17 protein-coding genes are annotated in these 20,793 nt (G+C 56.8%); 12 read left to right on the forward strand and 5 right to left on the reverse strand.

All coding sequences use genetic code 11. From position 1 onward, the window contains the following. Window positions 1-7 precede the first annotated feature (7 nt). Together RBB63_RS06495 and RBB63_RS06500 are read right to left on the reverse strand one after the other, a co-directional pair. Window positions 8-148 (reverse strand): hypothetical protein, encoded by a 141-nt coding sequence (locus RBB63_RS06495; protein ID WP_309382303.1) that lies wholly within the window; start codon window positions 146-148, stop codon window positions 8-10. Further along, complete coding sequence (locus tag RBB63_RS06500) at window positions 145-1,881, reverse strand: formylglycine-generating enzyme family protein (protein WP_309382305.1); 1,737 nt, start codon at window positions 1,879-1,881, stop codon at window positions 145-147. Before RBB63_RS06500 ends, RBB63_RS06495 begins: the two co-directional genes overlap by 4 nt. Here RBB63_RS06500 and RBB63_RS06505 point away from each other — a divergent pair. Further along, window positions 1,880-2,839 carry a prephenate dehydrogenase gene (locus RBB63_RS06505; protein ID WP_309382307.1) on the forward strand — a complete coding sequence of 320 codons (960 nt, stop codon included), beginning with the start codon at window positions 1,880-1,882 and terminating at the stop codon, window positions 2,837-2,839. The two genes, RBB63_RS06500 and RBB63_RS06505, sit on opposite strands and share 2 nt — an antisense overlap. Window positions 2,840-2,868: 29 nt before the next feature. On the opposite strand, the gene aat is transcribed toward RBB63_RS06505, so the two are convergent. Further along, on the reverse strand, window positions 2,869-3,588 hold the full coding sequence (gene aat / locus RBB63_RS06510) for a leucyl/phenylalanyl-tRNA--protein transferase (RefSeq protein ID WP_309382309.1): 720 nt from the start codon (window positions 3,586-3,588) through the stop codon (window positions 2,869-2,871). 247 nt (window positions 3,589-3,835) lie between these two features. On the opposite strand from aat, the gene RBB63_RS06515 reads away from it, so the two are divergent. From RBB63_RS06515 to RBB63_RS06530, 4 genes are all read left to right on the forward strand, one after another. Next, on the forward strand, window positions 3,836-4,201 hold the full coding sequence (locus RBB63_RS06515) for a tetratricopeptide repeat protein (RefSeq protein WP_309382311.1): 366 nt from the start codon (window positions 3,836-3,838) through the stop codon (window positions 4,199-4,201). A gap of 160 nt (window positions 4,202-4,361) precedes the next feature. Then, a complete protein-coding gene (locus tag RBB63_RS06520; protein ID WP_309382313.1) occupies window positions 4,362-5,348 on the forward strand; it encodes a type II secretion system F family protein in 987 nt (328 codons plus the stop codon). Further along, a complete protein-coding gene (locus RBB63_RS06525) occupies window positions 5,345-6,121 on the forward strand; it encodes a hypothetical protein (protein WP_309382315.1) in 777 nt (258 codons plus the stop codon). The genes RBB63_RS06520 and RBB63_RS06525 overlap by 4 nt, the downstream gene beginning before the upstream one ends. A gap of 53 nt (window positions 6,122-6,174) precedes the next feature. Next, window positions 6,175-6,453, forward strand: a complete 279-nt coding sequence (locus RBB63_RS06530) for a TA system antitoxin ParD family protein (RefSeq protein ID WP_309382317.1) — start codon at window positions 6,175-6,177, stop codon at window positions 6,451-6,453. Between the two features lie 439 nt (window positions 6,454-6,892). Here RBB63_RS06530 and RBB63_RS06535 read toward each other — a convergent pair whose 3' ends face one another. Together RBB63_RS06535 and RBB63_RS06540 are read right to left on the reverse strand one after the other, a co-directional pair. Beyond that, window positions 6,893-8,185, reverse strand: coding sequence for an ankyrin repeat domain-containing protein (locus RBB63_RS06535; RefSeq protein WP_309382319.1), 1,293 nt, complete (start codon window positions 8,183-8,185; stop codon window positions 6,893-6,895). 303 nt (window positions 8,186-8,488) lie between these two features. Further along, the gene (locus RBB63_RS06540) at window positions 8,489-8,614 is read right to left on the reverse strand and encodes a hypothetical protein (RefSeq protein ID WP_309382321.1); all 126 of its coding nucleotides are present in this window, start codon (window positions 8,612-8,614) and stop codon (window positions 8,489-8,491) included. 6 nt (window positions 8,615-8,620) lie between these two features. Between RBB63_RS06540 and gltB the strand changes: the two genes are divergently transcribed. The 7 genes from gltB to RBB63_RS06575 all read left to right on the forward strand — a co-directional run bounded on the left by gltB (window position 8,621) and on the right by RBB63_RS06575 (window position 20,666). Next, the gene (gene gltB / locus RBB63_RS06545) at window positions 8,621-13,285 is read left to right on the forward strand and encodes a glutamate synthase large subunit (RefSeq protein ID WP_309382323.1); all 4,665 of its coding nucleotides are present in this window, start codon (window positions 8,621-8,623) and stop codon (window positions 13,283-13,285) included. A gap of 95 nt (window positions 13,286-13,380) precedes the next feature. Then, window positions 13,381-14,871 (forward strand): glutamate synthase subunit beta, encoded by a 1,491-nt coding sequence (locus RBB63_RS06550; protein WP_309382326.1) that lies wholly within the window; start codon window positions 13,381-13,383, stop codon window positions 14,869-14,871. Window positions 14,872-15,102: 231 nt separating this feature from the next. After that, window positions 15,103-15,975 carry a nucleotidyltransferase family protein gene (locus tag RBB63_RS06555; RefSeq protein WP_309382328.1) on the forward strand — a complete coding sequence of 291 codons (873 nt, stop codon included), beginning with the start codon at window positions 15,103-15,105 and terminating at the stop codon, window positions 15,973-15,975. A 9-nt stretch (window positions 15,976-15,984) separates the two neighbouring features. Continuing rightward, on the forward strand, window positions 15,985-17,016 hold the full coding sequence (locus RBB63_RS06560) for a PDC sensor domain-containing protein (protein WP_309382329.1): 1,032 nt from the start codon (window positions 15,985-15,987) through the stop codon (window positions 17,014-17,016). 61 nt (window positions 17,017-17,077) lie between these two features. Continuing rightward, window positions 17,078-18,775, forward strand: coding sequence for a ComEC/Rec2 family competence protein (locus tag RBB63_RS06565; protein ID WP_309382331.1), 1,698 nt, complete (start codon window positions 17,078-17,080; stop codon window positions 18,773-18,775). Beyond that, window positions 18,772-19,035, forward strand: coding sequence for a hypothetical protein (locus RBB63_RS06570; protein WP_309382333.1), 264 nt, complete (start codon window positions 18,772-18,774; stop codon window positions 19,033-19,035). Before RBB63_RS06565 ends, RBB63_RS06570 begins: the two co-directional genes overlap by 4 nt. A 62-nt stretch (window positions 19,036-19,097) precedes the next feature. Further along, window positions 19,098-20,666 carry a PrsW family glutamic-type intramembrane protease gene (locus tag RBB63_RS06575; RefSeq protein WP_309382335.1) on the forward strand — a complete coding sequence of 523 codons (1,569 nt, stop codon included), beginning with the start codon at window positions 19,098-19,100 and terminating at the stop codon, window positions 20,664-20,666. The last annotated feature ends 127 nt before the right edge of the window (window positions 20,667-20,793 follow it).

Genomic DNA, 20,793 nt, shown 5'->3' on the forward strand with positions numbered 1-20,793 from the left:
GGCAAAATTAACTAATTAGCCAAGCTGTTACAAATGGTGCGATAATAAAGACCGCCATCACACCATAGAGAATCCAGGTGGCGCGCTCGGCCTTGGCTAGCTCTTCTGGTGTAAATTCCTGCTTTTGCTCTGATGAGTCTGGTTTCATAATGAAGGCAAATATACCACAAATCGAAATCCTGCATAGCGGTTTCGCATACGCCGGTTACTTATTTCAACGGGAACGTCGACCAACTGGTCGACTGCAGTCTCCACCGATCCACCAGCAATGTAGGCTTCACCCTCCCCTGGAAGCGAGGCGCTCTCCAGCCACTCCGCGACATTGCCTAGCAAGTCATGAAACCCCTGGCTGTTCGGCTTCAGGGTCGCAATCTCATGCGTGACCCCATCGGCATTCTCCAGATTCCATGAAGATTCGCGTAAATTTACATAGCGCAGGCTGCCGACTGCGGCCTGAAACTCTTCCTCTGTAGGCAAACGCACTTCCTGCCCTAGCAGCCAGGCCACCCGCTGGCAAAAGTTATGAGCGTCGTCCCAATTCCCTGAATCCACTGGCAATAAATCACCAACGTGCCGACTCGGGTTGGCCTTGAGCATAACACTCATATAGAGCGCCTGGGAGACTTCAGTGCGCAGCATGCGCCAATCATCGCGCCCCTCGATAGGCAGCAACTGACCATAAATCCGGTCCTGCAGAAAGCTGATTTCGTCTTCCACCGCCGAGAGATACTGCATTTTCAGCAACGCATTCTCGCCCAAAATAGTGCTACGCGGAAATTGCTCAGTGAACTGCTGCACCTTGGGATAAAGCGCACGGATAATTTCGATAGCGCGCCATGAGGTGCGACTGCGCAAGGCTTCGTCGAGGCGCTTCATTTCAACTAAAATGCCATCGCCCAGATTACGGCTGAGGGCATTTTCACGCAGACTTTGCAATTCTTCCACCAGCACAGCACCAGCAAAGCGACTTTGAGGGAAATCCTGGTTGAGCTGTCTCTGCAGTCGGTAGGCATTTTGGTAGGCCTCAGCCGCGCCTGCGTGGTCCCCCTCCGATTCGGCCTGCTCGGCAGTCGCACGGAAGTTGCTGATGCGCTCATAGAGCCCGCTGGATTCCAGACTTGCCAGCTCCTGCTCCAGACGCGTTACGCGCTGCACATTGGCAAACTGTAGGCCGCGGTAGCGCATATTAAGTGATTCTTGAATATCAATTGCGCTCTGATAGTGCAATTTTGCTTGGTTGAAATCTTCGATGCCGATGGCTGCTTTGGCTTTTTCTTCGGCGGCGACTGATTCCTCGTAGAGTGGCTTGGCTGTCAATTGATCGACCTTCCGGTTCAGCCGGGTGAACCGACGCTTATCATTTCGGTCCGCCAACTCATAAGTTTCGTTGAGCTTCTGTTGTAAATAAGCTGCGCGCTGCATGGACTGCAGCGCCTTGTCAAACTGCTCATCTGCTTCAAAGGCCAAGGCCTGCTCTTCCAATTGCACGCTTTCTTCATAAAGCGTTTTCCCGCGATAGTCATCCCTCAGCTTATAAAGTTCCTGACGATGCTCCGCTGTTTCAGTGTGATGCCCTCCCCGCATAGCCATATACTCCGTAAGACCATCAATGGCCTCATCGAGCACGGCGTAATCTTCCTCCGTCGGGGCGCGTTGTTCCGCAAGGGCGCGAAACCGCTCTTCTTTCTGCTTGCTGAGCTCCAGGGTTTTATTCCCCTGCACTTCGTCGAACTCAACAACTGGTTTGCCCTGGTCGACTCGGGCCGGGCCGAGTTTAGTCAGAAAATAGGCGCCAGTCAGACAGGCACCAGTTAGTATCAGGATGCCAATGATCTTAAAGGGGACACGAAATCGGTAGAAAAAGCTACGGTCTCTGGACATGAAAAACCTTCTTATTTGTGGCAGGATACTGGTCTTGGCCAGCAAAATCCCGGCAAATGGCGGCAATTCGGGCTCGCCATCCGCAATCTACGACAAATGCTCGGACGCCATGTTTCAACAAGCGACCATTTTAGCCCCGGGCCTGCTTGGAGCTTCCCTGCTCATGGCGCTCAAGGAGAGCGGCCTGGCCAAGCGAACCGTTGCCTGGGCGCGCCGTGCAGAAACGCGTATTCAATGCGAGGCGCAACCCTGGTGCGACGCCGTTCATCAAACGGCTCCAGAGGCCGTCGACGGCTCTGACTTGGTGGTCCTCTGCCCACCAGTGGAATACATCGTGCCCCTGCTCCAGGACATTGCTCCAAACTTGATGCCCGGCGCACTCGTAACCGATGTAGGCAGCACCAAGAGCTTGATCTGTCGCGATGCGCGCGCTCTTGATGGCGAATGGACTTTCGTCGGCTCCCACCCCATGACCGGCTCCGAGAAAACTGGCCTAGCCAACGCCACCCCTAGCCTCTTTCCAGGTCGCGCCTGCTTCGTAACGCCACTCACCGACACGCCCACCGACGCCGTTGAGCGCACGGTCCGCCTCTGGCGAGAGCTCGGCATGGAGGTCGCCACGACTTCCCCTGAAAAGCACGACGAGATTGTCGCGCACATCAGCCACCTGCCTCACCTACTGGCGTCCACGCTCTGTAGCTACCTCGCCACCCAGGACCACAATTGGCGTAACTTCGCAGCTGGCGGACTGCGCGACACCACACGCGTCGCCTCCGGGGACCCAGCGATGTGGAAAGCCATTGTCTCACACAACAAAGAAGAGATCATCCGGTCGCTGGATGGCTTTGAGCGGGAGCTCCAACGCCTCCGCAGCGCCTTGCACAATGAGCAATATTTCGAGGTGCTCAATCAACTCGAACGCGCCAAAGACTACCGCGACCGCCTGCGAGTCAAGTGATCGGACGTTCGATCAAAACCTCAACGAAATCACCAGCACCCGGACTCTCGCACCGCAATCGAAAGTTCGTCAAGGAACTGATCACGGCGCCACTCAGTCGCGCCAAAACGCGCCAGATGGCTCGTCGGCTGCTGACAGTCGATAAAGCGAAATCCGCTATCGCGCAGACGCAGCGCCAAGGTTGCAAATGCGACCTTACTGGCGTCTGGGCGCCGGAAAAACATCGATTCACCGGCAAACATTGATCCCATCGCAATGCCATAGCAGCCGCCTGCCAATGCGCCGTCGCGCCAACATTCCACACTGTGGGCAATGCCCGCCCGGTGAAGCGCCTCGTAGCCAGCAATGATTTCTTCCGTAATCCAAGTGCCATCCTGCCCTGGCCTAGGGGCATCGGCGCACGCACGTATCACTTCGCCAAAGGATTGATCATAAGTGACTTTCCAGTGTGGCTTACGCATCTCTTTGGCTAGGCTTCGCTGGATTTTCAGCTCAGCCGGTCGCAACACAAAGCGCGGGTCCGGGCTCCACCATAAAATTGGCTGCCCAGGCGAATACCAAGGAAAGACGCCATGCCGATAGGCGTCTTTAAGCATAGGCGCTGTCAACTCCCCCCCCATGGCCAGTGGCGCATCGCGCGGGGCATACCGAGGATTGGGAAACAACGAACCTGGCGGCGATTCCGACATAGCTTTCAGTTTGCCTCCGATGCGCCCCAAATTCCAGCCTCGATCACAGTTAATTTTCATCCGCTGAGTCCTCCTTGAGCGAATCGAACCAGTGCTTGCACGAAAAACTCTTTTCCCGTCGTAAACTGCCATCGGCCGTGCCAACAAAGGGCCAGAGGGAGGCGCACAACCGCAAACTTAGTTCCAGAAAGGAATAAAAAACTTTGCCTTAAATCGTAAGAACATGGACCTAAAACACGGGATAATAGATTCAATGAGCAAGCCCCTTCCCTATTGCGCTTGAGCGGAAATCTGATTTGCTCCCCCTATGCCTGAAGAATCCAATTCGCCGAAGACCGACGTGACGAATCTTGTCGAAGACGCTACCTTTGACTACACCATGGGAGACAACGAAGCCGCACTGGCCAAGCTCCGTGAAGCCGTCGAACTGGACCGCGATTCCTTCGACGCCTGGCACGCCATGACCGAGGTCTATTTCTCCATGCGGGAGTTCCACGAAGCGCTCAAAGCCGCCGAGCAGGCGTTTCGCGTGAACAATGGCGACATTCACATCAACACCTCACTCTCCCGCATTCACATGGAACTAGGCGACAAGCCCACGGCCGAACACTTCGGCGCGCAGGCTCGCATGCTGGGCTGGAAGCAGCAGCTTCAGGAGCCGGACGAGGATTGATAACGGTGTCTTGGCTCCAGGTTCTTATTGCTCGGTTACTGAAGGACTAACAAACGAAAGCGCCACTGCCCGAAACAACATTAGACAAGGATTAACTACCGCGTGCGGCCTCGCCGCAAGACGAGCCAATAACCACGCACCAGCGCATCAGATCTCCCACATGGCCCTCTCCCATAAAAAACTCGCATCCTGGTATCTCCAACTGGCCCAGACCATGGAGAGCGGCGTAGCGCTACCGGCAGCCCTGGATACCTGCCTGGGCGCCCCGCCTACCGGCCGCCGCCAAATGTCTAACAACCTTCAGGCGGGTATGGATGTGGACGAGATGCTCAAGCATGCGCCCAGTTGGTTGCCCAAGAAGGACCGTTTTTTCTGGTCTGCGGCGGCGCACAGCGGACGCCTGCCTCAAACGTTGCGCACGCTGGCCGATCAACACAAACGCATGGGCGCAGCCAAGCTGAAACTGATCCTCGGCGGGCTTTACCCAGTCGGCATGCTCACGCTGGCTGGCATCGTCATCCCGATCATGCTGGGCATCGATTTCGAGGCGGGCGTAAGCAGCTTGAGCGATGTGTTCAATCCACAATACTTTTCCCGGGTCGCCATCATCGAAGGGTCACTGTGGGGCGGCATCATCCTGCTCTTCATCCTCGCCAAGCTGGATAGCCCGATCTTACCGCTGCTGGCCAAGTTTTTACCGGGCTTCCGTGGCCATGCACGGAATCAGGCGCTGGCGGACTTCTCCTACGCGCTGGGCGCGTTTCTGGAGGCAGGCACCCCTATCGGCAAAGCCTGGGCTGGCGCGGGCATGGTGACCAACCAGTCGAAATTCAAACGCGTAGGCATCGCCATGCGCAACCGGATCGAAGACGGCGCCACGCCTTCCGAACACCTCATGAAACATCGCAACTGCTTTCCCGAGGACTTCCGCTCGCTCTACACAACGGGCGAGAAAACCGGCCAATTGGATAAAAATCTCGTCGTTCTCGGCCAGCAATACCAACAAAGCGCCAACAGCGCGATGACCTTTACCAGCATCTTCTACCCCGCGATCATGTTTGTCTGCATCGCAGGCGTCATCGTTTATGCGATTATTCGGTTTTATGCCTCCTACCTACAGGGCATGACGAATCTCATGCAGCAGTGAAAAAGCCATTCCTAGCTCTGTTGGCGCTCATAGTCATTGCAGCCGCTTTCAGCCTCGGCTACCAGTTTGGGCGCGATTCCACGCCGACGACCATCACCCGGCCAAGCGTTTCGCAAACAACCACTCTCCCCCCGAAAATCGAACTGATCGCCACAACTGCAACAACCGACGAACCAGATCTGAAAGCATTACAGGCAGAACTCGAGCGCACGCTGGTCGAGCGCGAGGCGCTTGAGGCCGAAGTCGAACGCCTAACCGTTCCCCAGACGCTACACGACTGGTTGCTCGACCGGGCTCTCAATAACGAAAGGCTGGATGACATTATAGACAACGATGAGCTCTATCCCCGCCAAGCATTGTATGACTTTCTGAATCTTGAAGAGGACCAACGCGCTACCTTTGACCAAATCAACGAAAACATGGTCCAAGAGCTCAAGGCGTGGGAGGCTGAGAACGTCACATTGATCACCCAGGAGGACAATAAGGTCAAATACGACATTCCGCCGGCGCCGTTGAGCATCCGCGACCAGACCATTGATGAGACAAACCGCGCTTTCACCGGCGAAACAGCCCAATGGCTGGACGCCTACCTCACCAAAGCCTTCGCACCGCAAATCGACGCCCGGAGCATCGAACTGCGGATTCAGCAGGGCGGAACTGGAGTAAACTACACGCTCGAATACAGGACCAAATCATCCAGCAGCTCGCATTCCTGGCAGAGCCATAACGGCGAACAACTGAAACGCTGGGATCATCTATTCGAGCTGGAGTGACGTCGCAATCGGCCACGCTTGATATTTGTGGCAATTTGCCACAGTTTAAAGACATGAGCCAATCAGTCCGCCTCAGTGACGAACTCGTCAATCGGGCAAAGGTCCAATCCGCCAAATTCCACCGCTCGGCCGCACAGCAAATCGAGCACTGGCCTGCGCTTGGGCAACTGATGGAACCCGCCCTGTCGTTTCCAGTACAGGAGAAGGCCCTTGAGACATTAACCCGCGAATTTGATGATGCGCTTGCCGAGGTTGATTCCCCGGAGACCATTGCGCGCACACAGGCATACATTCGCGAACATACGGGTAAAATCATCGCCCGCGATGCATGAGTCGCCCTTTGTTGGGATCGACAGTCCAGAGATATCCCTCAGGCGCGTCCAACAAAGCGTGCAAGCCGGCGGACATGATGTGCCGAAAGATAAATTAATGGCCCGTATACGCGAACCATGAAGAATCTGGAAAGGGCTATTGCTACGCTTCCCTGGATAAACCTTTACGACAATGGCGACATCAAGCCATCCACATCGGCTCATTGCCCAATTTCGCAATGGGAAGCTGGCCCAGCGAGTCTTGACCAAAGGCGACAGCCCGCCATGGGCGCTGCAGTTTTTGGCAGCTAGAGAGCACTTTTCATCTAGATTGGCCGAGTCAGGTGGGGTAGAGATTGGATGCAGCGCAAGGCGGCTTTGATTGAGCGGGCTGGAAGCCCGTGATTGAAATGCCAACGCCGCGAACTTCCAATCTGGCCCCAAGCCCAAAACCGAGTGCTTAACCAGTCACTTCAATGGCCTCCAGATATTCGGCCGCGTCCCGGGCTTTCCCATAACGCGCCCAATTCAAGGGTGTCGCGTGGTAAGTGTCATCTTCAATGCTCGTGGATAAGCCCAACTCGACCAAAAACTTCACAATCGCGACCTCGTTACAGATCGCCGCCTGATGCAAGAGCGTGTAGCCCTTGGTCCCAAAAGCGTTGGAATCAACTGGGCGCTGCAAGTCGACGCCCAATTCCGCCATGCGGCGCAGCAACGTCAAGTTGCCGCACTGGCAAGCAAGGTCGGCCAACTGCATCAACTTGTCGACGGACTCAGCGGAAACATCCACTTCTTGCCCTAACACGATCCTGGCGGGAGTCTGCAACTGAGCGCCGTGGCCCAGCAACAATTCAACCATCCCAGGTTTGTCTTCGATTACCGCCAAATCCAACGCGGTGTGGCCGTTGACGTCAGTGGCGTCAACTCTGGCGCCAAGGGCGATCAGCTTTTCCAGCGAGGCGGACTGCCCTTTGATGACCGCAAGGTGCACCGGCAGGCGACGCTGCTCATAGGAAGCCATCGGACGCTCCAGCGCATCGGCGTATTTTTTGACGAGATTCTCGATCTCATCAACCACGCCCAACGCCACGGCGGAGTAGATGTTGTGCCGGGCGCTATTAGCCAGGAGCAACTCTGCGACATCCAAGTGAACCACACGGAAGCACGTCGCCCAGCCAATCACATCCAAGCCATGCTCGTCGCCAAAGCCGTTGGGGTCGGCCCCGTGATCGAGCAGCAGGCGCACGATTTCCAGAAATCCCTGCTCCGCCGCGAAATGAATCGGAAAAGCATTGTCGCCCTCACAGCGGATATCGGGGTCGGCGAGCCGGTCCAAAAGTAATTGGACGGCGTCATTGTTGCCACGCCACGCAGCAAAGTGCAATGCGGTGCGTTTGCCCTCGCCGCCACGTTCGTCGATCAGGTGCGGCTGCTCGTCCAGGATCGAGGCCAGCGTGTTGACATCTCCACTTTCCGCCGCAGTCAAGAGAGCCGCCAGCATAGCCTCGCTGGACTTCGGTTGACGGGCGAGAACTGATTCTTTCAGCACAGACCAGCTTTTGAAGCCGTAGCGCCGCGCGATCACGAGTTGCGCCTTGCTGAGCGTCAGGCTTCCGCTGAAGCCGGGCAACACGGCGATAATTTTGGCTCGGGCGTCGGCGTTATTGGCGCGATTTGCCCGCAAGAGTTCCTTGGCTTGGCGCTTGAGTTGGGCCAAATCCGGATTTTCCGGCAGTTGAATGCTATCCATTGAATGCTTCTTTCACTTTTTAGCCAGGCGCCCGCATATCCAGCCGAAAGAAGATTCAGGAGAATCTGCTAGATGAATGTATGAATTTCCTGGTGGACTCAGTCCTTTCCGCGGGCCGGAAGCAGCCAGTGTCACTGCATTTCCAGTTCTGTGACGAAGCCAAACGCTTTACAAGACATAAACCGGCTTAGAGCGACATTTTGACGCCTACCATGCATGAGACTAATTCTCAAACCGAAAAAGTTTTTGCATTTTGGATAAAGGCGCCCAAATTTCTGATTTTCCCCCAATGGGACGCTCTGCTCAGTAACTCTCTACATCCTGCGGTTGACCGACGGTCGTCCGTCGGATCGCGTTGCCGAGCAGGACAACGCCGGGCACACGCCCTGCTTCATAGATAGCTTGAACTTTAACTATTATAATACGCATCGCTTTATGTCAGACGCGCCAAAGACACCGCTAGGTTGGCCCGAGCCACAGGGCCTCTGGAATCCGCAGCAAGAACATGATTCTTGCGGCGTTGGCTTTATTGCCCACCTAAAGGGCAAACGCTCGCACGACATCATCCTGAAGACGCTCACGATGAATACCCACATGGATCACCGTGGCGGCGCGGGCGCGGAGCCGGATACCGGCGATGGCGCGGGCATCTTCATCCAGATGCCGGACAAATTTCTGCGTAAAGCCATGGCCGCCAAGGGCGTCGACCTCCCCCCCGAGGGCCAATACGGCGCGGGCATCGTCTTCATGTCCCCCAACGCCAGTGAGCGCGACTCGGCGATGGAAGTTTTTGAGCACGTTGTCGCCGAAGAAGGCCAAAAGTTCCTCGGCTGGCGCACCGTCCCCGTAAAGAGCGAAATTCTTGGCAAAATTTCCGGCAGCTATGAGCCCTGCATGAAGCAGATTTTCATTGGTCGCGATGAATCCATCACCGATGACCTTGAGTGGGAGCGCAAGCTGTATGTGATTCGCCGCCGCGCCGTGAACGCCATTCGCTCCAACCAGTTGCCAGAATCCTTTGGCAACGTCCATGGCACCAAGTCCAGCACTTTCCCGGGCAGCGAATACCTTTACGTAGCCAGCCTCTCGGGCCGCACCATGGTCTACAAGGGCATGCTCACGCCGTGCCAGCTCTCCGAATACTTTGAAGACTTCCACGACGAAGACTTCGAATCGGCGCTGGCGCTCATGCACACCCGTTTCTCGACGAACACCTTCCCCAGTTGGCCGCGCGCCCACCCGAACCGCTTCATCGCCCACAACGGCGAAATCAACACGGTCATGGGCAACGTCAACTGGATGAAAGCCCGCCAGAAGCTTTGCAAGTCGCCTAAATTCAAGGAGATCCAGAAAGTTTTCCCGGTCATCAATGAAGATGGTTCGGACTCCGCGCGCTTGGACAACGTTCTGGAATTCATGCACTTGGGTGGTTACGATCTCACCCACGCCATGATGATGATGATTCCCGAGCCTTGGGAGCGTCACGAGTCGATGAGCGAAGCCAAGAAGGCATTCTACGAGTTCCACGCCTGCCTGATGGAGCCGTGGGATGGCCCAGCCTCGATCACATTCTCCGATGGCTACCAGATCGGCGCTTCGCTCGACCGCAACGGCCTGCGCCCGAGCCGTTACTACGTCACCAAGGACGACCTTGTGATCATGGCGTCCGAAGTGGGCGTTATTCCGGACCTCGATCCGCTGACCGTCGTCAAGAAGGGCCGCTTGCAGCCGGGCCGCATGTTCCTCGTGGACATGAAGGAAGGCCGCATAATCCCGGACGACGAAGTCAAAGAGCGCGTTTACAATGCCCGTCCGTATGGTGAGTGGCTGAAGGAAAATCGCCTGCAGGTTAGTGATTTGCCGGAACCAAAGGACGCTGCGCCCTCTGACCGCGAAGGCATCCTCACCCGTCAACACGCGTTCGGCTATACCTACGAAGACCTTCGCTTCATCCTTGGCCCAACCGCTGAAAAAGGCGTTCAGCCAATTGGTTCGATGGGCAACGACACGCCGTTGGCCGTCCTCTCCAACAAATCGAAGCACCTTTATTCGTATTTCAAGCAGATCTTCGCCCAGGTGACCAATCCCGCGCTAGACTGCATCCGCGAAGAGCTCGTCACCGCGACAGATACCTTTATCGGCTCCGAAGGCAACTTGCTGGAACCTGGCCCCAAGTCCTGCCGCATGGTCCGTCTGGAGTCGCCCTTGATCGACAACAAGGTGCTTGCTCAACTACGGGAAATCCAGGCAGACGGCTTCAAATCGACCACGATCGACGCACTCTTCCCCACGGACAAGGGCGGCGTTGGCCTTGAGCGAGCAATTGCCAGCGTTTGTAAGGCTGCGGATCAGGCAATCAAAGATGGCAACAACGTCCTGATCATCTCTGACCGCGCCGTCTCCAAGGATCAAGCGGCCATTCCAACGCTGCTCGTCATGGGCGGCCTGCACCACCACTTGGTCCGCAAGGGCACACGCACGCGCGCATCCATCATTCTGGAAACCGGCGAAGCACGCGAAGTTCACCACTTCGCCACCCTCCTCGGCTACGGCGCAAACGCGATCAACCCGTACATGGCCTTCGAATCGCTCCACAAGATGATCCAGGACGACATGCTCGACATGGAGCTGGACGATGCGATTTACAACTACCTGAAGGGCTCGATCAAGGGTGTGGTCAAAACCATGGCCAAGATGGGCATTTCGACCGTCGCATCCTACCGCGGCGCACAGATATTTGAGGCAATTGGCCTGACCAGCGACGTAGTCAGCAAGTACTTTACTGGCACCGCAACGCGCATTGAAGGCTCGGATATCGACGCCATCACACAGGAAACGTTGGTTCGCCACAATAAGGCGTTCCCTGACCGCCACATCGACGACTCGGAAATCGCGCTCGATCCAGGCGGCGTCTACCAATGGCGCCGCGATGGTGAATACCACCTCTTCAATCCGAAGACTATTCACACGCTGCAAAAGGCCGTCCGCACAGGCAGCTACGAAATCTTCAAGCAGTATTCCAGCCTGGTCAACGACCAGAGCGAGAACCTCGCCACGCTGCGCGGCCTGATGAAGTTCAAGGACCGCAAGTCGATCCCGATCGAGGAAGTTGAGCCGATCGAAGCCATCATGAAACGCTTCAAGACCGGTGCAATGTCGTATGGCTCCATTTCGCAGGAAGCCCACGAGACCCTCGCCATCGCCATGAACCGCGTGGGCGGCAAGTCCAACACCGGTGAAGGCGGCGAAGACCCGGAACGCTTCAAGCCGCTGCCCAATGGCGACAGCAAGCGCTCGGCGATCAAACAGGTTGCCTCGGGCCGCTTCGGCGTGACCAGCGAATACCTGGTCAACTCCGACGAGCTGCAGATCAAGGTTTCACAAGGCGCGAAGCCGGGTGAAGGCGGCGAGTTGCCGGGCTCCAAGGTTTACCCCTGGGTAGCCAAGGTTCGCCACTCGACTCCGGGTGTGGGCCTCGTCTCCCCCCCCCCTCACCACGATATTTACTCGATTGAGGACCTCGCGGAACTCGTCCACGACCTGAAAAACGCCAACGTCAATGCCCGCGTCAACGTGAAGCTGGTGGCGGAAGTCGGCGTCGGCACGATTGCCTCGGGTGTGGCCAAGGGCCATGCGGACGTTATCCTGATCGCCGGTCACGATGGCGGCACGGGCGCGTCCCCGACCTCTTCTATCTACAATGCCGGCGCTCCATGGGAGCTTGGCTTGGCCGAAACCAACCAAATCCTTCTGCTCAACGACCTGCGCAGCCGCGTGATCGTGGAGACCGACGGCCAGCTCAAGACCGGTCGCGATGTCGCCATCGCAACCCTGCTCGGCGCGGAAGAATACGGTTTCGCCACCGCTCCGCTCGTCACCATGGGCTGCCTCATGATGCGTGTTTGTCAAAAGAACACCTGCCCGGTCGGCGTCGCCACCCAAGACCCGCGCCTGCGCAAGAAGTTCACCGGCAAGCCGGAAGACGTGGTCAACTTCATGAAGTTCCTCGCCATGGAACTCCGCGAAATCATGGCTGAGCTCGGCTTCCGCACCATCAATGAGATGGTCGGCCATGTCGAAGCACTGGACACGGCCAAGGCGATCAATCACTGGAAGGCCAAGGGCGTCGACTTGACCAGCATCTTCCACAAGCCTGACGTCGATGACTCCGTGGGCACTTACTGCCAAAAAGAACAGGACCACGGCTTGGATAAGGCGCTCGACAACACGCACCTGCTCACGCTCTGCAAGCCAGCGCTGGACAAGGGCGAGAAAGTCAAGCTGACCCTGCCGATCATCAATATCAATCGTGTGGTGGGCACCATCACCGGCTCTGAGTTGACCCGTCGCTATGGTTCCGCAGGCCTCCCCGAGGACACCATACACCTGCACTTCCAAGGCAGCGCTGGTCAGTCGCTCGGCGCATTCTGCCCCAAGGGCATGACCTTTGAGCTCGAAGGCGACGCCAACGACTACATCGGCAAGGGTGTTTCCGGCGCGAAGATCATCGTTTACCCGCCGAAGGGTTCGGAGTTCAAGCCCGAGGAAAACATCATCGTCGGCAACGTCGCGTTCTACGGCGCGACCGAGGGCAAGGCCTACATCAACGGCATCGCCGGCGAACGTTTCTGCGTCCGCAACTCCGGCGTTCACACCGTTGTCGAAGGCGTGGGCGACCACGGCTGCGAATACATGACCGGTGGCCAAGTGATCTGCCTCGGCAAGACCGGCCGTAACTTCGCAGCTGGCATGTCCGGCGGCGTCGCTTACGTTTACGATATCGACGGCAGCTTCCGGACGAACTTGAACACGAGCATGGTAAATGTCTACGAGTTGATCGAATGCGCCGACTCAGAAATCGAGTCGGTCCGCGCCGAGATCGCCAAGCACGTAGAATATACCGCTTCGCCGCGCGGCCAGGAAATCCTCGATAACTGGACAGATGTCCGCTCAAAGTTCATCAAGGTGCTACCGGCCGACTACGAGCGCATGCTCAATGCCTTCAAGAAGGTGGAAGAGCAAGGCCTCTCAGGCGACGAAGCGGCGATGGCCGCATTTGAAGCAAACATGAACGATCTCTCCCGCGTCGGCGGCAACTAATCGGAAAGGCAAAATTATAAATTCAAAATGCCCAAACCCTACTAGCAATAGATTGTTTTTGCATTTATCCTTTTGAATTTTGAATTGTATTAATTATGGGTAAACCTACCGGATTCCTGGAAGTCGAACGTAAGACCGTGAGCGAGATCCCGCCGACGGAGCGCATCAAGAACTGGAAAGAGTTCAAGGTGCATCCGGAGGAAGCACAAATCAAGTCCCAGGGCTCTCGCTGCATGGACTGCGGCACCCCGTTCTGCCACACTGGCCATCTGGTCTCAGGCATGGCGAGCGGCTGCCCGGTAAACAACCTCATTCCAGAGTGGAATGACCTCGTTTACCGCGGCCGCTGGAAGGAGGCGCTGGAGCGTTTGTCTAAGACGAACAACTTCCCCGAATTTACGGGTCGCGTATGCCCCGCTCCGTGCGAAGGCTCCTGCGTGCTCGGCGTCATTGAGCCCCCGGTAACAATTAAAAACATTGAGTGCGCCATCATCGATACCGGTTGGGAAAAGGGCTGGATGACCCCGAACCCTCCGGAAGAGCGCACCGGAAAAACAGTCGCTGTCGTTGGCTCCGGACCAGCTGGCCTGGCCGCCGCAGACCAGCTCAATCAAGCTGGCCATAACGTGACCGTCTTCGAGCGCGCCGACCGCGTTGGCGGGCTGCTCATGTATGGCATTCCGAACATGAAGCTCGACAAGGAGGAAGTCGTTCTCCGCCGCGTCAAGCTGATGACCGAAGAAGGCGTCACTTTCAAGACCAACACCGAAATCGGCAAAGACATCACTGCGAATGAACTGCAGGACCAGTTTGACGCCGTTCTGTACTGCACCGGCGCCACCAAGCCGCGTGACCTGCCCATTCCTGGCCGTGAGTTTAAGGGCGTTCATTTCGCGATGGAATTCCTGATCGGCAACACGAAGCACCAGCTCGATCACAATTTCGACGGTTCACTGCCAGAAATCCACGCCAAGGGCAAAGATGTCGTCGTCATTGGCGGTGGCGACACCGGCACCGACTGTGTGGGCACCTCGATCCGCCACGGCGCGAAGAGCGTCGTACAGCTTGAGATCATGCCGCGCCCTCCTGAAGAGCGCGAAGCCAGCAACCCTTGGCCGGAATGGCCCAAGATTTACCGCATGGACTACGGCCAGGAAGAAGCCAAGGCGCTTCAGGGCGAAGATCCCCGCGAGTATCTCGTGATGACCGAAAACTTTGTCGACGACGGCAACGGCAACCTTGCTGGCCTGAACATCGTCAACATCGAGTGGGGCAAGGACGACCAAGGCCGCTTTGTGCCGATCAAGAAGGAAGAAACCCGCCGCACTATTCCGGCGCAGTTGGCGACTCTCGCCATGGGCTTCCTCGGGCCGGAGCAAACCGTTATCGAGCAGCTCGGCATGGAGACTGACCCACGCTCGAACATGAAGGCCGACCACGAAGTTTACACGACTAATGTCGAAGGCGTCTTCGCTGCCGGTGACTGCCGTCGTGGCCAGAGCCTCGTCGTCTGGGCGATCAACGAAGGCCGCGGCGCCGCCCGCGAGGTCGATCGCTACCTGATGGGCGTCACCACCCTGCCCTAAGCTGGCGAACATAGTTTTACCAAGCGGCGTTGTCTTTCGGACAACGCCGCTTTCGTTTGGCGCATTTGTCATGTAGGGCTCGCGCTCGTGCGATGCCGCATCCGTTCAAGAGCGCCATCTAATACGGCGTCGCGCAAGGGCCAGCTCTACATTCCAACGCAATAACTCCAGCTATCCCTCACCAGAAAGGCGTTGCGTTGAGGCAATCGTCCGCTTGAGTAACTTCCAGCAATGAAACCCACTCTACTAGTTTTGGCTGCCGGGATGGGCAGCCGTTATGGCGGTCTTAAACAGCTGGACCCGATGGGCCCCAACGGCGAAACGCTGCTCGATTATTCGATCACTCAAGCTGCTAAAGCTGGCTTTAAGAAGGTCGTTTTCGTGATCCGGCGCGACTTCGCAGATGCATTCAAGGCGAATGTCGGCGACAAGCATACTGACCAATTAGAGGTCGTCTACGCCTTCCAGGAATTGACTGATTTACCCGGCGGCTACAAGGTTCCCGCTGGTCGGGAGAAACCTTGGGGAACAGCACACGCGATCCGCGCGGCTCGCCAGGTAGTTGGAGATCCCTTTGTTGCGATTAACGCCGACGACTACTACGGAAGCGACGCCTACCGGCGCGTGATTGATTTCCTCACAGCTACCCCGTCCCTCGACGCCAGCCAATGCGCCATGGTCGGCTACCCAATCGTCAACACACTTTCACCTCATGGGACGGTCAATCGTGGCGTATGCCAGCTCAACGTCAACCTGCTCAAAACCGTCGAAGAACATACGCAGATTGCTCAACGTGATGGCGTAATCCGCGGCAAGAATCTTGCTGGTTGCGAAGTCACCATTCCTAATGATGCGCCAGTATCGATGAACTTCTGGGTGTTTGCGCCATCATTCTTTGAGGTCTTGGAGTCGCATTTCATTTCGTTCCTTGAAGCTCACGGCACGGAGTTGAAATCCGAATGCTACATCCCCACCGTGGTCGATGAACTCATTGCGAAGGGCCAAGCCACCTGCAAAGTGCTCCCCACTACGGGTGAATGGTTTGGCGTCACCTATCCTGAAGACAAACCTGCAGTCCAAAAACGGCTCGCGAATATCGATTAACCGCACGCCATGCACCAACGCTATCTCCTCTCCTTCCTCCTCATTTTAGCCACCGGCTCGTCCCCTGCAAAGAGCCCGACGGACCCATACGACCTGCTGCTCAAATCTTCGGCGCAGCGCATCAATGAGGTCCTGGGCTATGTCGCGCAAAGCACAGTTGCCCTTGCAGACGAGTATCAACGCATCCGTGGACGCTCGTCTGCGAGAGATGACAGCGGGCTCAAAACTTGGCAAGATGCGAGTCTGCAGCAAGGTGATACGATCGGTTTTCGTTTCTCCGACGCTAAACTCGAGCCAACATACCAAGCGCCGGTTCCTGCATTTTACTACTATGGCGCTGCCCCACTCAACGAAGCAATCGCCCATCAGCTCAATGAGCTTCGCGCCCTCGCTCCCGTTGTTCGCACGGCGTATGAGAGCTTTGACTTCTCCTGGGTCTACATCACAACGAGCTGCGAGTTATTGCTCATCTATCCTTACCTGCCCTTCGATGAAGCGGTGAATAACTACCCGCCAACCGAGCAGATATTCTACACTTGCGCTGATTTTAAAAACCGCAAGTCAGGCTGGAGCGCTCCCTATTTTGACCTGGTCGGCGCTGGCATGATGGTCACCGTTTCGACACCAGCTTTCGTGAATGATAAACCCGTGGCCGTCGTGTCGCGCGACATCACGCTCGTTGAACTGACCGAATCCGTCTTGAAGAACTTGGTTAGCGAACCGGACGCCGTGGCCTACCTTGTAGATGAATACGGCTTGGTTATCGACGTCAGTGATCCGGCTTTGGCCAAGGAATTACTGGACATCAATACCAAGAATCAGGCAGCTACGCTTTACTATGCGGATAAAGCAACAGCGTCGGATAAAGGCGGCGTCATTTCACAGACTGCCTGGGTTAATGAAGTCACAGCGGCAGTGTTGAAGGCCGCATCGGCGCATAACCTGATTCAGCTTACGGCCGCAGGGCGCAAAGTGCTCTCAACACGAATTGAGGCGACAGGCTGGCGGCTCATATTGGCGTTTCCTCAAGATACGCAATAGCGGTTTAAGTGATTTCGTAATTGCGCATCAAAATGATCGCCCCTAATGGTTTGCCCTGTCGATGGATACGGCTGGGGAGTTAGCGGAGAAACCAATCAAGCTGAGGTCGGGCGCGCACACGCCCTTGCTCTATTTGCTGCTGCCGTTGATCGCAGGTTATGCCCTGGCGAATTATTTGCCCCACGTCGAGTTGTCCAACGGCTGGCTTTCTGCGACTCTTGTCGCCTGCATTCTGGCGACACTCGCCGCGTTTCGCGCTCAATCCAAAGCGTTGCTCATCACATGGGGCCTACTGTTCGCGCTGACAGTTACTTTGGCCAGTTGGCGCTATTACACTTACCGAATCCCTGCTCCGCCAGACTTGAGCGCACAACCCAACCGTGAGGCGGAAATTGATATCGAGATCAAACGCGTCTTCGCCATGCGCAGTCAGGAGCTTCGAATCGCCGGCATTGGCGAAATGGTTTCTGCTCCAGCCTTTGCGCCGCAATTACACGGGCAGATGGTCTACTTTCAATGCTGGAAGGACGAACCAGATGCGCCAGTCGGCCGCGGCGGCTTTATTCGCCTGCGCGGAAAGCTGGAACCCACCCCCAACGCCCCTGAAGGCTTCGATGGCTACCTGCGCCAGCAAGGTTGTTACTTAAAACTCACGCAAGCCAGCCTAAGGGAGATTATCAAACAGCCCTCTTGGCTAAATCAGCAGTTCGAGCACATCAACCAGCACTGGCAGTCCACCTTGCAAATCGGCGCCAACACCCCGCGAACCCGACAACTGGCGGGCATTGCCACCGCCATGTTTTTGGGCGAAAAAACTGCCCTGACCACCGAGCAAAAAGAACGCTACATCGCCAGCGGAACCATGCATTTGTTTGCCGTGAGCGGCCTGCATGTGGGCATCGTCGCAGCGCTGATTGCACTGGTGCTCAACGGCCTCCGTATCCCCCGTAAAGTTCAGCCCTGGCTCGGGCTTATTTTGCTTTGGGGCTATGTCCAAATAACGGGCGCCGCGCCATCTGCGGTACGCGCCTTCATCATGGCGTTCTTTTTCTGGATGGCTTACACGTTGCTGCGAAAGCCTCAGCCCCTATCCGCGCTAGCGGCGTCCGCCGTCGTTGTATTACTCCTCGATCCACGCCAACTGTGGAGCGCAGGCTTCCAGCTTTCGTACACCGTGGTCACTGGGCTGATTGTCTATGGAGCGCCCTTACAGGAGTGGTTGCAAACTCGCTTCAAGCCATACCGCCTGATCATGCCGGACTCACAAAGCCGCTGGCAAAAGCTTACGGTGTGGGCTGCTCGCCTGGCCTTTGGCTTAGTCGCCATCTCGTTTGCAGCCACACTCTACAGCGCGCCGCTGTCCGTGCGATATTTCGGAGTGCTGGCGCCCGGCGCCTTCCTGCTGAATGTGCCGCTGGTTTCCCTCGCGCCACTGGCAATGACCGCCAGCCTGATCGCCGCGCTCGCGGGCTCGGTCGGCCTCACGGCAGTCGCGAGCTTCGCCAATCACGCAAGCTGGGTGTTTGTGGCTGGCATGGACGCCCTTGTGGAAGGCTTCCTCCAGGCGCCCGACAGCTCCATGCAGCTCAGCTGGCGCTGGGCGGGGGGTGGCTACAGCCTGGCTCTGTTAATGCTCGCCGCCGCCCTGCTTCTGGCCGATCAGCGAACGCCGATTTGGGCGCGCTTGGGCGTACCGCCAACAATGCTGCTGCTCGGGCTTGTCTTTGGCACAGAGTTGCGCCACATTACGCCCATATGAAAAGCGCATACGAACTCGCCATGGAGCGGTTGGAAAAGGAATCCCCTTCGACTGAGGTGACCGCAGACCAAAAGCAGCAACTCGCTGAAATCGACCGCGTATACGACGCCAAAATTGCCGAGCGAGAAGTGTTCCTCAAGGACTCCATTGCGAAGGCCAAAGACGCCATCGAGCGCAAAAAGCTGGAGCAACAACTGGTGGCCGAGCGCAAAAATCTCAACGACGAACGCGAGTCGAAAAAGAACAAGGCCCGCAGTTAGTTTACACTTTGCGGAATTGAGCGTTGCCTTGCTGCAACACGGGCAAAGCATTCGCATCCAGCATGCGTCATCTCTTTCGCAACCTCCCACGGCTGTCATACCAGGCTTACTTCCTGGTGCAGGTCGCGGTGGTGATCATCGGGCTCGGCTTTGCCGCTGGGATGCTCGTATTTCAACTGTCCGACCGTGATGACCCCATGGACGCGCTTCAGTTGAACTCGCTCTTTGAGTTCAGCCCGGACGGCGACGAAATGCTCAACGTCATGCATCCAGCGTGGAGCACTTCCGAGGAATTTGGCGACTACTTGGGCTACCTCGCCAACATGGCCGAGTTTTACGCCAACGATACGCTCATAGCCGAAGCCAATGCATCCAACTTCAGCGAGGAGCAAAAAGAGATTGCCCGCCTGATGCTCATCAGCTTTCGCCAGGGACACGCGGACAACACCCTGCTCCAACTCAGTGAGCAGAGCCCCCCCACGCCATATGCTAATTTTGCACTGGGCGAGTTCTGGAGCCAGCAGGGGTTTCTGCTCGACGCCGGGCGCGCCTTCGAGGCTGAAGCTCAACTCTCCGGAGACAACGACGACCGTGAGCGCGCGGTAGATTGCTACTTGGAGCGAGAGTCGACCGACGATTTGGTTCGCCTGCTCGACACGCCCAATTACCAACACCTGCTCGTCGAGGAACGTGAATACATCCGGCATCTTCAAGCGATTCAGGAGCGTGACTGGCCGCAGATAATCCTCACCACTGTGGTCTTGCAGTATGATTCCATCGTCTGGCAAATCGCGCTGATCACGCTGTTAACTGGAGCAGCCTGGTATGTATTTCTCATGCATACGGCCGATCTCTGGCGCGAGCCAAAGGCGCTGGCGCTGTGCGCGTTTGTCCTTGTGCTCGGCGCCATGAGCGCATTCGCGACGCTGTTTGCCATCATTGTGCAGGAGGACTACCTCGGCTTCACCGAAAAATACGATCTCATCGGCGGCCTGCTCTACTGTGTGGCCGGCATCGGACTGCGCGAAGAGCTGCTCAAGCTGCTGTTTTTCACCCCGATGCTCCCCCTGCTCCTGCGGAAGAAAAACTCCCTGCTCGCGCTCGTTGTGGCCGGCTGCGTAGGCCTCGGATTTGCGATCGAGGAGAACATGAGTTACTTCCACAGCTCCAACGGCATGAGCGGTCCGGCTCGCTTCCTCACCGCCAACTTCCTGCATGTCTCTGCAACTGCGCTAACCGGCTTCGCCCTCTACCGCGCCTGTCTGACCCGCGGGCGTGAGCTGGATTATTTCGCGACCATGTTCGGCCTCATCGTATTCGCCCATGGGCTCTACGACGCCTTCCTGATGGTGCCCGAGTTAATGGACCTCAGCTTCTTCTCGATGATCATTTACGTGCTGATGTGCTACCAGATGTTTCAAATCCTGGAAGAAGTCAAACCGTCCCCCCACCGCCGCATTAGTCTAAGCTTCGTCTTCACAGTCTGCCTGTCCACGGTCTTCTCCATCTGCCTCGGCTGGGCAACGTCCCTCATTGGCCTAAGTGGTCTCATGCTCCTCGGCGGCAGTACGGTAGGCGTCGGCGTGATCGTGATTGTGTTTTTCAAAATCATCAATGAGCCCGTGCATTAGGGATAACATGAAACAACTGAGCGTTTCCTCTACGGCTGCTTTTAAATAGCCTACTCGGATGTTGGTCCAACATAGCAACGGTTGTTCGGCTTGGGATGCTGGCGGGTCGCTTTTTTGTGTCGCAGTA

It is taken from the genome of Cerasicoccus frondis, from assembly GCA_031296915.1.
Taxonomy (GTDB): Bacteria; Verrucomicrobiota; Verrucomicrobiia; order Opitutales; family Cerasicoccaceae; genus Cerasicoccus; species Cerasicoccus frondis.